Here is a 15,745-nt window from a genome sequence, read left to right as displayed (position 1 = left end):
CGAAAGATATCAATTGACTAAAACTGGTTGTTTCTGACTGCTTGTGAATATATTGTAAACAAATCTTGAGAATAACTGGCTTCTTCTAATAATGAATACTTCCAATAATAGAATCTACATTGATGTATTTATACGTGTATTAATATCATCAATTATTTTATCAACAAGCGCCTCGTCAACAGCAAACACCGCAAATGATGCAGAAAGTCTAATAAGCTCTTCGAAGGTATATCTTCCTGACTACTCATACGCAGGATATCATTTTGGAGATAAACAGATTCCCTCCAACGGTATTACTACAAATTTAAGTGTGACAGACTTTGGCGCTATTCCAAATGACAACAGAGATGATACAAAAGCTATACTGCGTGCGATAACACATGCAAATACTATTGAAGGGCACGTAACAGTGTCATTCCCTAAAGGTCGCTTTATCGTAAAGGATATCATCAAAATCAATCGTGGAAATATCACCGTTAGCGGAAAGGGAATGGGGGCTGGTGGAACTCAACTCTACTTCCCAATGCCCCTTTCGATTATTGATAAAACCCCCAATTTAGATGAATTAAGAAAGTACCTAAGACTTCACAATAAAAAACAACGAGACGCTGAAATTTATATAGATGACTACTTTTCGGAATATTCTTGGTCAGGTGGTGTGATATGGGTCCAAAAAGAAGGAACACGGCCCGTTCCTTACTTAGAAGAGTTAGATAGAGAACCTCAAGTAATCACTATTGCTAAAAACGGGAGAAGAGGAGAGCGATTATTAGAACTTAACGACGCTTCACATATTTCTGAGGGAGACGTGCTTAGAATCGACTGGCATAACAAAGACGGTGAACAAGGCGGCATTATTGAATCCATTTATGGCGAAACAGACCAAGTGATTGGCTCCCACCATTTTAATTTTCCAAATCGCCCTCTTGTAATGCAACCCACTCAAATACAATCAGTTCGCGGAAATACAGTTGAGATAAAAGATCCACTTTTGCATGACATTAACCAGGATATTCCTGCTCACTTATCAACATGGGAGCATTTAGATGAAGTTGGCATTGAGGGACTATCGATTGAATTTCCATCGGGGGATACCTATGGCCATCATGTCGAACAGGGGTTTAATGGGATCTACCTAACGGGTGTTTTCAACGGCTGGGTAAGAGATATTCGCTTTAACAATGCCGATAGCGCTATCTTGACAGAAAATAGCGGTAACGTGACTATATCGAATATACACAGCTACGGTTCACGATTTGGGCATTACGGAATTCACCTTGGCAGCGTGCACAACGTTCTGGTGAAAGATGCAAAAATTATGAATCCTACCGTTCACACATTTAGCATCAATACGAAATCTACCAAAAGTGTATTTTTGCGAGGTGAGGGTTTTACGCAGCCTACGCTAGATCAGCATGCAGGGGCCAACCATCAGAACCTGTACGACAACATGACGTTCCATATAGAAACAGAACGTGATGAAAATGACCCATACTACGATTTGTGGTTTGGTGGTGGGGCAGGGTACTGGCAACCCGGTCATGGTCGATACAACACAACCTGGAACTCTAGGATACTCGTTGAAAGTGGTGCAGATAGTAATGAAACAGTAAGAATTCTGGGGCGAACAGAGGGGCCTGATGCGAGAGTTATTGGAATATATGGAAATAGAAAGTTCGAAATAGAACATAATCCTTCTCCACATATTGAGCAGATAAATTCAAGGGTAGCTATCCCTTCTCTTTATGAATACCAGAAACAACAAAGGTCAAAAGAATAAAATAAACGGCCCAATGTTTTAAACCTTGGGCCATCTAAATTGCAACCTTAGCTTTCTAACAAACACTTCTCGCGGTTGACTATAACTTGTTAATGTATAATGAGATTATTGACTAATAATCATCGTGTAGTCCCCGCTCTTGTATAACTTTTTCTCTTTGCCTTCGACGCTCACATAGGCAGTTGAATTATTGGGAATGCTAAAGTGCCAAGTAATCTGATTATCTTGCCGTTCCCAACGACTCTCTATTTGACCATAACCTGTTGTGTACTCTACTTCAGCCGAATTTAAATCGCTGGGGAACACGGGACGTAGTTCAAAATCTTGATAACCCACACTGTCTTCCAACAGACGGATACCGCCTAAACCTTCGTAAAACCAACCGTCGTAGCCACTATGAAAAGGGTGATTCAATGAACGCCCCGGGGCATTGCGACGCTCTGGATCTAAACTGGGATCTAACACGCCTTTTCGCTCCCATAATGTGGTCGCGTTCAACGTATCAAATTGCCACTGATAGCCGGGATAACCTTTTGCGGTAAATATATTAAACGCAGTATCACCGTGTCCATAATCACTGAGGGACTTATACAAGTAAGTCTGTCCAATTGCACCCACTGAACCATGGCCATTCCAAGACTCAAGGACGTCTCTATTCAACGCATCAGCGATGAATTGTCTGAGCTTTTTGGGCGCTATATCGAACTGTAATGCCAAGGAATCTGCGGTTTGACTACCATAGCTGTTAGTGTCTGGATTATAAAATTCTTGATGATACTGCTGGCTAATCGCGTCAAAAAGCTGATTAAAATGTTGTGTTTTCTCAGGCTTATTAAGCAAAGTGGAAATTTTCGCCATGATATTCGCTGAATGAGCAAACAGCGCAGAACTTGTTTTTACTGGCGGTGTGTATTCTGAATTGCAACGCTTTCGCCCCATGCCTGGCTCACGAACTGGATCACACCAATCGCCGTAACTATAGCGGTCATTTCGTATCAACGCATTGTCAAGTACGGCTTCTCCGGCTGTCATATACTCAATCATGCTTTCATATTGTGATGCTAACACTTGCAAATCGCCATAATGTCGATAGTGTTCCCAGGCAATCATCACTTCTGCTGCTGCCCAATCAAACTTACCACCATGACTTCGCTTACCGGGCACAACCGCAGGTGCTTCGTGTTTTGATGTTTCAAAGTCGCCTAAATATTTATCCCAAAAATTTTGCATATTATAATTATAGTTACCTGTAATTAGTGCAGCATGAGCATCACCAGTCCAACCTGCGCGTTCTCGAATGGGACAATCCATGGGTACTGCCATCAAATTACTTTCATAACTCCACAGAGCCATATCGTGAATTCGATTAACGAGTGGATTTGCGCTACTAAACGTTCCCACTCTTTCAACATCACTTCTGACTAAATGAGCCGACACTGCATCAAGCGACGGTGGCGTATCTAACCCAGTTATTTCAACATAACGAAAACCATGCCACGTAAACACAGGCGACCATGTATTGGGTTGGTTTTGATTTGCGTTGTTAGCAGCAACATATGTATCTACTTGTTTTAATAAAGGGGCACCTCCACCAGTTTTTTGACTGATGTTACCATCTACATCTGCCCACTCTGCATAACGCAAATTGATAGACTGGCCTGGGCGCAAATTAAGTTTGTCTAAGTGTAAGGTGGGGATACCGGTGAAGTTCTGACCAAAATCCAACACCCATACCTTTTCCTCCGGATTAAAGAGTTTTTGTGCTTTCATCTCTAGAACAGCGCGGATGGGAGGTAACAACTGAGGTGTAAGTTGTTTTGTCGGCCATTCACCTAATACCTGAATCGGTTTCCAATGTGCTAAATTTTGAGGCTGTGAAACGCTTTTCCAGTTTGCAATAGCTAGGTTTGCATCAAACATTTCACCTGAGAAAAGCCCCTCTTTTAAGACGGGGGAAGCATGGCTAAGCCAATTTTGATCAGAAGCAACAATTTGTTTCGACCCATCAGCATAGCTTATCTCTAGCTGAGCAATAAATTTAGGTTGCCCATAAGACAGCGAACGAGGCGGGCCATTACTGTGTGCTGCATCTGGATTATTCCACTTGCTAAACGCTATATTTTCGTCGTACCAACCACTGCCTAAATGCACGGCAATAACATTGTCTTTGTTGGTTAGCAAAGACAAAACATCGTCGGTGTTATATAAAATTCGCTCATCGTAGTCTGTCTGTCCGGGGTCTGCGATACGATCGTCAACTTGTTTTCCATTGATAAAAATTTCATAGTAACCGGCAGCAGTACTATGCAAGCGTGCTTTGACGATTGTTTTATCGTTTGGTATTACAAAGTTGTTGCGAAACAAGCCAGCAGTAGGCTGCTCTGTCAGTTGTTGATATACACGCTCTTGAGTCTCTTGCTTACTTTGAGCTAAGCTATCGTTGGCGTTTTTATGAATATTGGCCGCATACAGCATCCAGTTTTTTAATGCATCACTGGTATTAGCCACTGTTTGCTTTTCAGCCTGTATCCACTTTGCTTTCCAATCTTGTGGTTGTGTTAAGCCCATTTCCCAACGAGCGACATCACTCCACTGTTGTAAGGTATCTGTATCTTCTTGAGACCACACTCTTACGCGCCAAAAAGCAGTATCGGTGCTACTCAGCGCTTTGCCTTTATACGGAATATTCAACGATTGCCGGGAGATAACCTTTTCGCTATCCCATAAATCAGCAGTACCCGCTAGCAAGTTTGATTCAGAGCTTGCAACTTGAATTTGATAGGCACTTTGCGTAACTACGTTAGCGTGCCATGACAGCCTTGGCTGGCTGTTATGGACGTTTAATGGCGTTTCAATGCCTTCTGCCAATAAATTACTGGCCTTAACATCAACGACGTTTATTTCCTCTCTCGTGTCGCTTGAGCAGGACATGAGCCCGAAACTCAATATCAATGCGGCAATACACGTCGATGTACATGTTCTAATTCGTTCTGCTGTTAAAGCTCTCACATCAAACAACCTTATTAATTCTAAAAAATAGTTAAGCAAAATTATTTATCTTACATTTTGATAACATTTTTTAGAGGTTAGCATTTAACGTGAATAAGGAGAAGTATAATTGACTTAAAGTGATTGATTGTGATTGATTGTGGTTTGCGGAAATATTCGCGAACGGCTTTGAGTGATGTATGGGTTGTCCTTTAGGCTTGGACGAATAAACGTTTGTTGTCCGCTATAAATACTCTGATGTCTTGCTTAGCATCTGTTACCCCATTTTCAAGGGATAAATGCATATGTGCATAAGTGGTCATAGTCTCCTTATGAGTAAAAAACAAAGTTGAAAAAAATAAGAAAGTGCCCAAGGCTTTAAACCTTGAGCACTTTTGTTTACATCATTCGTTTTCTAAGAAGTACAAGCCCTGCAATACAAAGTATTGCCAAGGTTGGTGGGGCAGGCACCGATGTTGCGCTTATATCATCTCCGTCAAAATTTTGCGCAAACATGTCAATTAACATAAGTTCAGGCGATGTCACGTTATCTTCTAACGCAATAAAGCTGAATGTTCCTAATGTAAACGATGTACCTAAGAAGCTATCCCAATCAGCAAACAGTCCTAACTGAAGTAACAATTCATCCCCTGAGGCAAAAGCATCGTCAAAATAAGCGTTATCAAAAACACTATCAGTAATAGTAAGCATTTCAAACGCAAATAGACTGGAGTCAAACTCCCATAGAAACTCAAGATTATCTATTGCTGGATTAGCTTCGTTAATAAACACCTCTAGCTCTATTAAATCGCCAGTTGAGTATGACGATGAATCACTTGAAAAGGTAATGAGCGATGCCTTTGATGAAAAGGACATCATTAAACCAATAATAAGTATTAAGTTCGCAATTTTCATTTTCGTTATTCCTTTTAATTAGAGCTACAGCGAGAATAAGTACAACGACGAATAATACCGCGTGTATCTCTGTTATTTACAACGCCATCACCATTAAAGTCATAGCGGATATCCATAATTTCACCCGCCCGTAATTTTAATGTGAAAAGCCTTGTATCGGCTTTGTCTACTATTGAGTCCTTGTTTAGGTCGCCCAGTAAATCAATATTGATAAAAATGCTTGAATCGGACTGTATGTTGTTCGAATCAGTGGCGACAACGCGTGCTAAATGCGAACCTTCCGACAGCTCAAGTAATTCATTTGAATAACCATCGGATCCCCATTCAAATGGAGGTTCGTAGATTTCTCTTACCAATTGGTCATCAATGTAGAGCGCTAAGCTAACCAGAGAAGTGTCATCATTCGCGGTAGAGGCGTCTGCCGTTATAGAAAGATTTTGATATTCAGTAAGCAGTGAAATGTCGCTTTCGTTAATCATCACTGAAGGTCCAGGCAAACTGAGAACAATTAACGTCATATCAGATTCAGTCTCAAGTCCTGCGCTATCTCTTGCTACAGCGGTAAACGTATGAGTGCCCACGCTTAAAGGTGCGGGGTTGGGTTCATGACGGTCTAACCACCCCATGGCGCCAAACTCGTATGGCGCATGAGAATGCCCGAAATTCCAGACTGGGCGGGTATCTACCCTTACTAATTCGCCATTTCGATAAAGAGTAACCGACTGAATATCACGGCCCTCAACAGGTGATTCTGCATCAATAGTAATGGCTAACTTTTCATAACCTTCATAGACAGTCACGGTTGAATTAGGCCATGTAACAACTGGTGGCTCAGGCTCTCCTTTCACCACTAACTGCATCGACGCCGCAGATTCTTCACCCTCGCTGTCTATAGCAACAGCAGTAAACTCATAGGTGCCAGAAGTTAGCGGCGAGGGATTCGGAGAATGAGTATCAAGCCAGCCCATCGCACCAGTTTCGTGTGGTTTTGAGGCATGGCCAAACAGGTAAGGAAGGGAAGTATCCGTCCTTACAAACTCGCCATCAATATAAAGAGACACCGACTCTATGGTGCGTTCTTCAATCGCACTTTCTGCACTAATGGTAAGACTGAGTTTTTCAAAGCCTTCTTCTACTTCCAAACTCTCTTGCGGAAATGAAACTATTGGAGCGTTTGAATTAACGTTCAGTACCATTGTTGCAATAGCGCTATCACCTTCGCTATCTACCGCAACGGCTTTGAAAATATGGCGACCTGCAGGAAGAGGGGAGGGGTTTGGCTCGTGCGTATCTAGCCAGCCCATTGCACCTGTCTCATGAGGCTTGGAGCCATGGCCAAACAGGTATGGTAGCGAATCGTCTGTTCGCACTAGCTCATCGTTTATGTAAAGCGTGACAGATTGAATAGTTCTTACTTCAACAGGACTTTCAGCAGAAATATTAAGGCTCAATTTCTCAAAACCTTGTTCTACAGTCATCGAAGGAGAAGGAAAGGATACAATTGGGGCATTAGCATCACCTTCTAAATCTAAATCAATGATTTGAAGATAAAGCGGCATCGCGTTACCAGACGTACGCTCCATAAGGTAGTAGTAGACTTTACCGTCCTTTATGTACAGCGTGCCATGATCAAAGGTTGGTCCATCGCTGGCTTCATACACTCTAACAAAATTGTTGGTACCACCCTGCGCTTTTTCAACATAAGGGCGACCACCCTCTAACCCTACAATATAAACGTTGTCGCCAGATGTATAAATCTCGCTTGCGCCCGTAAAGTCAGTACTAATTATGAAATCTTCAGCGCCAGCTGGTTTATATGAATGAATATAGACTTCTTCGTAATCAGGTCTGCTGCGATCTGTTGAACGAACTTTACTGATAATATGAATGTCACCTTTCTCGGTAACCGTCCAGTCAAAGCTTCCCACAATGTAAACCGAGTTGGCATCGGTATGACTTACGTAGTCGCCTGGCTCAAATACCTTTATTTCATCGGAATTGATGAGCGGCCACGTCATTGGTTCACCTTTGTGATTCTTCCAATCACCGAAACCATCTGGATGGTCTGAGTATGCGTAATAAACACCATTTTGGTATTTATACTTATCTGAATTATCGTTGCTTCGCTGTTGGAACCCAACGCGAAGCTTACCATTCACGTACTTCATGTTTCCATAAAGGCCCCAGTTGTATGGGTTTCCTTTAAGTTTCTGGTTGTTTTCGTTGAATTTAGTGAATGTTGACCATGTTTCAGTCTCAGCATCATAGCGATTGAAAACATAAGCGCCGTTATTATTGCCGCCCAAGCGCATGTAAAGAAGCAGTGTACCGTCTACCGTAGTAAAAAATTTAGGGTAGGTAAGACGAGCAAAATTTCCTTTATCGCCGAGGTCACCTGTCATGGTGAGGTGCTTATAGTCATTGTCTCCCTGACTAACCTCACTGGTATCTTTAACAAATTTATCTAAGGTAAAGTCTGAATGTGACAGTTCGGCAGCGCCTGCAATACTGTATGAATACCTAAAGAAATCATCTTTGAACTTACCGCCGTGATTATTATTATCGTAAGCGTGCATATCGAACACCATGTGGATGGTGCCATTTATCGGGCTTACCGATAATCCGATAGTATTGTGAGATTCACCAACCAGAGGATCACCCCTGAAACCCGTGTGTCTATGTGGGAACTCTATAGTTGATAGCTCGCCGTTGAGAGTGTTGTAACGAGAAAGCATTACATTTCTTTCGTTCTTCCCGCCCTTATACCACGTCATGAAGACGTAATGCTTGTACGTCTTTACCGCGTCGCCGTGTGCAGAGATGTTTCGACCAAAGAAAAAGTCGTATTCCTCACCCGTGTCGGGTGTGCCCACGTTAGAAAAATCAAGGTCTCTGCCATCGAAGTGCAGCCCTTCATCTGTAATTTTCACTTGTTGTTCAAGGGTTACTTCAGCGTTTAGCGTAAAGGCACCCAACAAAGTAGTTGAAACTAACAATGTTTTTAGACATTTCATAAGTTTATTAGCTCAAGATAGTTAATAGTCAATGTGATAGTTTTTTATCAAATGTTAATACTGCAACAATTCAATAACATTCAATTTCAAGCACACCATATTACATTGCGTTTACAAAATCATTACTTTATGATCAATATTAATCATAATCAGTCAATTGGGTGGGCTAGTGAGAAGGACAAACAGGATGATGCGTAGCAAGGCTTTTTTACTGAATGGTGTATTTGCTCTTGCGGCAGCGAATGCATTTGGCGCAGGCATGCCAGAAGATACGAATAGTCGACCTAATGTTCTTATGCTAGCTGTCGATGATTTAAACAGCTGGGTAGGAGCGATGAATGGCCACCCTAGTACTCAAACGCCGAACATTGACAGGTTGGCTTTAGAAGCCACCACGTTCACCAACGCCCACGCGCCAGCACCACTTTGTGGCCCATCAAGAGCAAGCATTATGACAGGGCTGCTTCCTTCGACAACTGGTATTTATGGACACGTAAAAGATAACGACATTCGCTCTGCAAATATGACAACGGCGAAATCTATTTTTTTGAGTGAATATTTTAAACAGCACGGATATTACACTGCAGCTGTGGGAAAGATATTCCATCATGGAATTGCAGACGGAAGCTTCGACGTATTTGGTGGACGAGCGGGACAGTTTGGGCCTTACGCACCTGAACGGTTTAATTGGACCAAAAAAGGAACGAACACTGATTGGGGCGCCTATCCTGAAAAAGACGAAATGATGCCTGACTATGATTCGGCTAAGTGGTTAGTCGAGCAGTTACAACGTAAGCACGATAAACCATTCTTTATTGCTGGTGGTTTCCTTCGCCCACACGTACCTTGGACGGTACCGCAAAAATGGTTTGATATGCATCCCATCGAGAACATTGAGCTTCCTCCGTATTTACCGAGCGACTTGGATGACGTGCCAGAAATTGCCAAGCGTATTTCTACTTACGACATGATGCCAACAACCGATTGGGCAATAGAGTCTGGAGAGTGGAAGAATATTGTGCAGGCCTATCTAGCAAGTGTTTCTTTTGTTGATCATTACGTGGGGCAAGTACTGGATGCGCTAGAAGCTAGCGAGTATGCCGACAATACTATTGTCGTGCTATGGGGCGATCATGGTTATGATGTAGGTGAAAAAAACCGTTTCGCTAAAATGGCGCTATGGGAAACGTCGACCAAAACTACATTTATTATCAAATCGCCGGAATCGTCCTCTAAACATATAAGTAATCGCCCAGTAAGTCTGGTCGACATGTATCCTACATTAGTGAAAATGGCTGGCTTACCTGAAAACCCGCTCAATGAGGGGCACGATATCACTCCTTTGCTCACCAACCCGAACGCCGACTGGGAGCATGTTGCTTTAACCACGTTTGGGCCTAACAACCACGCTGTGAAAGGTGACAGATATCGCTATATTCGGTATGAAGATGGGAGTGAGGAGTTGTACGATCACTCAATAGATCCTAACGAGTGGAATAACTTAGCTAGCAACCCTTTCTATTCTGATGTCAAAAATGAGCTCAAAACTAAGCTACCCAAAGAAAACGCTAAGTGGTCGCCTGTATCTCAGTTTAAAAGTAATAAGTATTTTAGGGTACTAACAGAAAATGCGGTGGCAGGAGAATAAAACATAGCACGCGTCGGTTACTTTGACACGTGCTACTCTAATTGAGCGCACTTATTGTTTAAGCGTCACTCTAATATCTTCTGGGGTGGAATGTTTATTTCCACCATTATCTGCACCCGTTATCCACCAATAAATCATACCAGCATCCGAGCTATCAAATTTGCCCGCTTGAAAAGGCACTATGCCGTCTTGCTCAGCATATTCAAGCATTTCGTAAATCAGCGAGATACCTTCGTCTTTACTATCTTTAGCCCAATCCCATGCACTTATTGGTGTTTGCAAACCTACATTTTGATCGCCTATTTGATGCTCTTCAACACCAAAATTTAGAATTTGCTGCCAAGTAAAATAGTCGCCGCTGTTGTCATTTGCAGGGTGGTGAGATACCACTTTTACATATTGTCGCTTACTGACTTCAGAATCTTGTAAGGCATAGCCGATAACATCAGGTTCGCCAGCTTCTACAATCCACAACGGTCTATCGGCAGTGGCATTATTAATTGCTAAAGTTAAGTCCTCAATGGCTGCTTGTTGTTCCGTTCTGCAATTAAACAGCTTTTTGGTGTTATCAAAGGGACCAAAAACATGTAGCGCGCGGTTGATAGAGCTGTCGAGTACACGCTGACGTCTGCTCTCGTTCTCGGGGTCTATTTGATATCGGGCTTTATTTCTAAAGGGGTCTAAATCGCAAGAATGAGAAATATGTACCAATCTGTCGGCAGCGTTGGCTTTATCGAGTAATGCTAATAAAACTGGGGTAGCACCAATATCATCAGGGTCGGGGGAATTACCGTCTATTACCACCGCAAGAGTGCCGCTTGGTAAGTTGATGTGCTGAAGAGACAAAGATTCCGCCTGTTTAGCAGTAAGAGATGCTGGATTACAAGCGCTAAGCACAATGCTTGCGGCTACTATATTTATCAAAGATTTCACAGATGCCCCATAAATATTAAGTAAAAAAGTCACTCCAAACAGATTGAATAAAGCACTTCGTGATTGCTAATGATTGGTGTTTGTCAATAGTAATCAAAATGTGTCATTATGTAAATATTGTTAATTGATGGTTTAGTACATCTCATTTTTAAGAGCCGCGAAATTTTATGGACACGTTTAAGCAAATGAACTTTAAGAAATTAAGCATTGCATCCGTTCTTCTTACGGTGCTTTCTGGTTGTCAGGTTGATGCGTCGAGCACACTTTCTGTAAAAGAAGAGCCAATGAAACAAGGTATTTCTGGAAGCTTTGGTGATCAAGGTGATGGCACTTACATCAATCCTATATTAAACGCCGACTACCCAGACTCAGATATTGAACAGGTTGGCGACACGTATTACATGATTACGTCGAAACAGCATATGTCGCCTGGCATGCCCATTCTTAAATCAAAAGATATGGTGAACTGGGAAAATGTTGGTCATGCTTTTTCCAGTCTATCTTGGGCTCCTGAGTACAATTGGGACCGCATGAACGGCTATTCTTTTGGGGTATGGGCGGGTGATTTAGCGTACCACGAAGGTAAATGGTATGTGTACCAAATAGACTATCAACACGGATTAATGGTTACAACCGCCGACAATATTGAAGGCCCGTGGAGCAAGCCAATTATGATGCTGCCCAAAGCCGATGTATTAGATGATCCCGCTGTATTTTGGGATGAAGAAACACACGAGGCCTATATTATTGTTAATTCAGGCGCTAAGCAAAAAAGTGCTGACAATACTATTGAAGGTAATGAAAACCGCATCTATCGCATGAGCTGGGATGGCACTAAAATTCTCGATGAGGGTAAGTTGGTCTACACCGGAATGGGGGCCGAGGCTGCCAAGATTTACAAGAAAGACGGGTATTGGTACATCTTTATGGCGCAATGGACCATGGGCGACAAATCGACAAAGCCAGGTGTAAAAAACCCTAAAAACGACAGAAAGCAGTTAGTTTTGCGTTCAAAAGAAAGTATTTATGGGCCATATGAAGTGAAAACTGTGCTAGAAAAAGGCACTGAATTTGGTAATCGCAGCGCCAGTCAAGGCGGGTTGATGCAGGCACCCGACGGCAGCTGGTGGTATATGCATCAGCTTATCCAAAATGACGATATCCCTTTTCAAGGTCGTCCACAAAGCTTAGAGCCAGTTACATGGATAAACGACTGGCCGATTATCGGCGTGGACGAGGACAACGACGGTATAGGTGAGCCTGTTAAGCGGTTCGAAAAACCTATAAAAGGTTATCCTATTGCAGCGCCTCGTTCTGACGACGATTTTGCCAGCAGTAAATTAGGCCCCCAGTGGGAGTGGAATCACAATCCAAGAGATAGCCACTGGTCGCTAAAAGAGCGAGATGGCTGGTTAAGGCTCAAAGCGAGTAAGGTATTACCACAAGGCGATAAATACGGACCTAAAATTAACGAGTGGACTAATAATGATGGTTCCGATGGCGATTTCTGGCGCGCTAGTAACACCCTCAGCCAACGAATAATGGGCATTACAACGGGCACAGCTGTGGCGAAGTTTGATATTAGCGGTATAGCCCCAAATCAATTAGCGGGTTTTGTTAGATATGGCGGAACGTTTAACTTATTAGGCGTGGAAGGCTTAGAAGATGGCACAACGCGTTTGTTCTACATGGATGGGATGAGTCAAAAAGTAGTAGGCCCAATAATAGAAAGCGACACCTTATATGTGAGAACCTCTAATGCGAGAAACCAAGCCACATACGAATACAGCTTAGATGGCAAAAGCTATCGAGCTTTTGGCCCAACGTTTACCATAAGCTTTGGTAAATGGACGGGGGATAGACTCGGTTTCTTTTCTTGGAATGAGAAAAAGGACGACGGTTATATAGATGTAGACTGGTTTAAATACGACTACGATGGCCCGAAGGGTAGAAACCAAATGGTGTTTTAACCAAAACCCTTGCGATAGACAAAGGCTGTAGCGTGATGTTGCGGCCTTTTTAGTTAGAGAAAATATGTAACCTGAATAAGCTCTCATTAATAGATGGCGTGAACCAGAAGAAAAATTACAACCGCGCTCGCGGTTACTGCTCGTTTTTATAAGGTGTAACATTCAAATTAACCGCGAACGCATATAAAAACTTGCTATTTGTCTCATCTCTTATAAGATAACCGCGAACGCGTATATTTGAGGTGTTGTGTGAAAATTTCAGTTAAAGATGCCAAACAATTGGGTAAAGCCGCGCAATTAGTCAGGAAGACGCAAGGTTTAGATCAGATGTCTGTTGCCTCGTTGTCTTCCAATGGCACAACGTTCCTGAGTGATTTTGAGAATGGCAAGCCGACGGTTGAGTTAGGTCGAGTGTTGCGAGTTATGGATTCATTGGGGATCACGGTCACCATCGATGTTCCAATTGAACAAGAGGCACTTTCAGATGCACAACGAAAACGGATGTCACAAATCATCGACGGCATTGATTTATGAACCGAGCTCTTGATGTATACGTGGATGACACGCTCGTTGGCAAATTGACTGACGAAAATAACATTTGGGGATTTGAGTACGCCCCAAGTTGGTTGGCAAGCGAGAGTCGCCAAGCGCTTTCTCCTCATATTCCTTTGCGAGAAGGGAAGCACATCGACGGCGGTACTTATCGACCGGTGCAGTGGTTTTTTGACAATCTGTTACCCGAAGAGAAAGCGCGTGATTTGCTGGCAAAAAACGTGAGAGTGCCAATAGAAGATGCCTTTGGATTACTCAAAGTTGCAGGTGCTGAATCCGCTGGCGCCATAACCTTGTTGCCAGAAGGCGAGCAGCTTACACGAGGTGAAGTACATTCACTTACTTACGAAGAAGTGAATGAGCGAATAAAAAATTTGCCAAAAGCGCCTTTGAACCGCGCCGAGCGTAAAAGAATGTCCGTAGCTGGTGCGCAGCACAAGATGCTGGTTATATATCGCGACGGTGAAATTCTAGAGCCTTCTGGATTTTTTCCGTCGACTCACATCCTTAAACCTGAACATTCTTCGCCAGATGTTTATTACCATACCGTTAGGAATGAATGGTTTGTCATGAAGTTGGCAAAGCTTTGTGGTTTAGACGTCCCTTCAGTAGATATTCGCTATTTGCCAGAGCCGGTATACCTTATAGAGCGGTTTGACCGCGTAGGTTTTTACCCTAGCCAACATCGTTGTCATGTCTTAGATGGTTGTCAGTTACTGAATCTTGCACCAAATATGAAATACCCCAACAGTACAGCAGAGAGTCTAAACAAGCTGGCGCAGCTTTCTAGAATGAAGGCCAAAACAACGCTGGATATCTTTCGCTGGGCTTTATTTAATGCGTTTGTTGGCAACGGCGACGCTCATCTGAAAAACCTCTCATTCTTCATCAAAGACTCTGATGTAGTTATGACCCCACATTATGATTTATTGTCGACGGCGATATATGAATTGCCGCATAAACACATGGATCATGAATTGTCCCAGCCCATGGGGAAAGCACAATTCTTGGGAGAATTGTCTGAAGCAAACATTATGGAATTTGCTGAGGAGTTACGTGTTCCCGCTTCTTTAGCAGCGGTTCAGGTGAGAAAAATGACAAAAACTATCGAGCAAAATGCTAGCCATTTAATGAATGTTGTTAAAAACGAAGAACTACGCCCTGGCAAAGCTGGAGAGGTGAGTATGGTTAACGAGATATTTCATAACTGCATCAAAGAAACGATCGCTAACCTCAAGCTTTAGTGCGGGTTCTGCATTTTACCGAGTGAGGTTTGCAGGTCTAGGCTTAGTTCTGTTAAGAGATAATTCACATGCGCCCCTCATTAAACGGTGACGATGAATGTGAAGCAGAACTTAGTGATTCAGCGAATATAGTCTGCTTCAGAAAAGTAGCGGACGGTCATTCATAGGAGCTGCTATTTCAGTTTTGTGCAAGAAGCGGTCAATCGTTTTCGGCTTTGTTACTCTCTCTAGTGGGTACTGTGGCAGAAGTTCGAAGCTGCAATACTGAATATCTGATCCTCGTCCTAAACCGCTGCACGCTGTCTCTATCAAATAACTTGTAAGAATGGATTTTTGATATTGTCTTATTGGAAAGCACCCCAATACACAAGTTAACTACTTGTTATCTCATTGGCTGTGTTTGTGAAACTCACATATTTTATCTTTTTCTGTCTACTAATCTTGAGTTTTTTAACAGGTCAATACCTAAAAGATAGGACATATCTACAGTCTAGAATTTCAGATGCTCAACCTGAAATAGCAGTTACAGAAGTGCTTCTTAAAGATTACTTGGCAAACTGTAATAAAGAGGGCTATAGGCGCTTCACTACGTTTCATGAGCATAATATTGATAATGCTTTACGCAGGATTGCTTATTCAGACGGTTTTCCTTATTTTTTGGAACAGAAAATGTTCAATACAATGGAAAAAGTTTTTGTATT

The 15,745-nt window shown here is 42.5% G+C and carries 9 protein-coding genes; 5 read left to right on the top strand and 4 right to left on the bottom strand.

Annotated elements, in window-relative coordinates:
• The first annotated feature begins 91 nt into the window (after positions 1–91).
• Complete coding sequence (locus tag O9X84_RS14750) at positions 92–1,780, top strand: glycosyl hydrolase family 28-related protein (protein WP_269520464.1); 1,689 nt, start codon at positions 92–94, stop codon at positions 1,778–1,780.
• Between the two features lie 105 nt (positions 1,781–1,885).
• Here O9X84_RS14750 and O9X84_RS14745 read toward each other — a convergent pair whose 3' ends face one another.
• The 3 genes from O9X84_RS14745 to O9X84_RS14735 form a co-directional block, all read right to left on the bottom strand.
• Complete coding sequence (locus tag O9X84_RS14745) at positions 1,886–4,711, bottom strand: family 78 glycoside hydrolase catalytic domain (RefSeq protein WP_269520463.1); 2,826 nt, start codon at positions 4,709–4,711, stop codon at positions 1,886–1,888.
• A gap of 456 nt (positions 4,712–5,167) precedes the next feature.
• Positions 5,168–5,683: a hypothetical protein gene (locus tag O9X84_RS14740; RefSeq protein ID WP_269520462.1), complete on the bottom strand. Its 516-nt coding sequence runs from the start codon at positions 5,681–5,683 to the stop codon at positions 5,168–5,170.
• A 14-nt stretch (positions 5,684–5,697) separates the two neighbouring features.
• Complete coding sequence (locus tag O9X84_RS14735; protein WP_269520461.1) at positions 5,698–8,697, bottom strand: BNR-4 repeat-containing protein; 3,000 nt, start codon at positions 8,695–8,697, stop codon at positions 5,698–5,700.
• A gap of 187 nt (positions 8,698–8,884) precedes the next feature.
• Between O9X84_RS14735 and O9X84_RS14730 the strand changes: the two genes are divergently transcribed.
• The gene (locus O9X84_RS14730) at positions 8,885–10,345 is read left to right on the top strand and encodes a sulfatase (RefSeq protein ID WP_269520460.1); all 1,461 of its coding nucleotides are present in this window, start codon (positions 8,885–8,887) and stop codon (positions 10,343–10,345) included.
• Positions 10,346–10,396: 51 nt separating this feature from the next.
• Here the strand turns inward: O9X84_RS14730 and O9X84_RS14725 are convergent, their stop codons facing one another.
• Positions 10,397–11,278: a hypothetical protein gene (locus O9X84_RS14725; RefSeq protein WP_269520459.1), complete on the bottom strand. Its 882-nt coding sequence runs from the start codon at positions 11,276–11,278 to the stop codon at positions 10,397–10,399.
• A 167-nt stretch (positions 11,279–11,445) separates the two neighbouring features.
• Between O9X84_RS14725 and O9X84_RS14720 the strand changes: the two genes are divergently transcribed.
• The 3 genes from O9X84_RS14720 (at position 11,446) to O9X84_RS14710 (ending at position 15,044) form a co-directional block, all read left to right on the top strand.
• A complete protein-coding gene (locus O9X84_RS14720; RefSeq protein ID WP_269520458.1) occupies positions 11,446–13,248 on the top strand; it encodes a glycoside hydrolase family 43 protein in 1,803 nt (600 codons plus the stop codon).
• Positions 13,249–13,497: 249 nt separating this feature from the next.
• Entirely contained in the window at positions 13,498–13,782 is a 285-nt protein-coding gene (locus O9X84_RS14715) for a transcriptional regulator (RefSeq protein WP_269520457.1), read from the top strand.
• On the top strand, positions 13,779–15,044 hold the full coding sequence (locus tag O9X84_RS14710; RefSeq protein ID WP_269520456.1) for a HipA domain-containing protein: 1,266 nt from the start codon (positions 13,779–13,781) through the stop codon (positions 15,042–15,044). The genes O9X84_RS14715 and O9X84_RS14710 overlap by 4 nt, the downstream gene beginning before the upstream one ends.
• Positions 15,045–15,745 lie beyond the last annotated feature (701 nt).

The sequence above is a fragment of the Alteromonas sp. BMJM2 genome, from assembly GCF_027257845.1.
Classification (GTDB): Bacteria; Pseudomonadota; Gammaproteobacteria; order Enterobacterales; family Alteromonadaceae; genus Alteromonas.
The sequence above is the reverse complement of the archived record's forward strand: the minus strand, read 5'-3'. Positions and strand labels throughout refer to the sequence as shown.

What these genes read in the sequence shown, in the direction of transcription:
- O9X84_RS14710 (WP_269520456.1), top strand. Translation starts at nt 13,779, where the DNA reads ATGAACCGAGCTCTTGATGTATACGTGGATGACACGCTCGTTGGCAAA.
- O9X84_RS14740 (WP_269520462.1), bottom strand. Translation starts at nt 5,683, where the DNA reads ATGAAAATTGCGAACTTAATACTTATTATTGGTTTAATGATGTCCTTT.
- O9X84_RS14750 (WP_269520464.1), top strand. Translation starts at nt 92, where the DNA reads ATGAATACTTCCAATAATAGAATCTACATTGATGTATTTATACGTGTA.
- O9X84_RS14735 (WP_269520461.1), bottom strand. Translation starts at nt 8,697, where the DNA reads ATGAAATGTCTAAAAACATTGTTAGTTTCAACTACTTTGTTGGGTGCC.
- O9X84_RS14745 (WP_269520463.1), bottom strand. Translation starts at nt 4,711, where the DNA reads ATGTCCTGCTCAAGCGACACGAGAGAGGAAATAAACGTCGTTGATGTT.
- O9X84_RS14730 (WP_269520460.1), top strand. Translation starts at nt 8,885, where the DNA reads ATGATGCGTAGCAAGGCTTTTTTACTGAATGGTGTATTTGCTCTTGCG.
- O9X84_RS14720 (WP_269520458.1), top strand. Translation starts at nt 11,446, where the DNA reads ATGGACACGTTTAAGCAAATGAACTTTAAGAAATTAAGCATTGCATCC.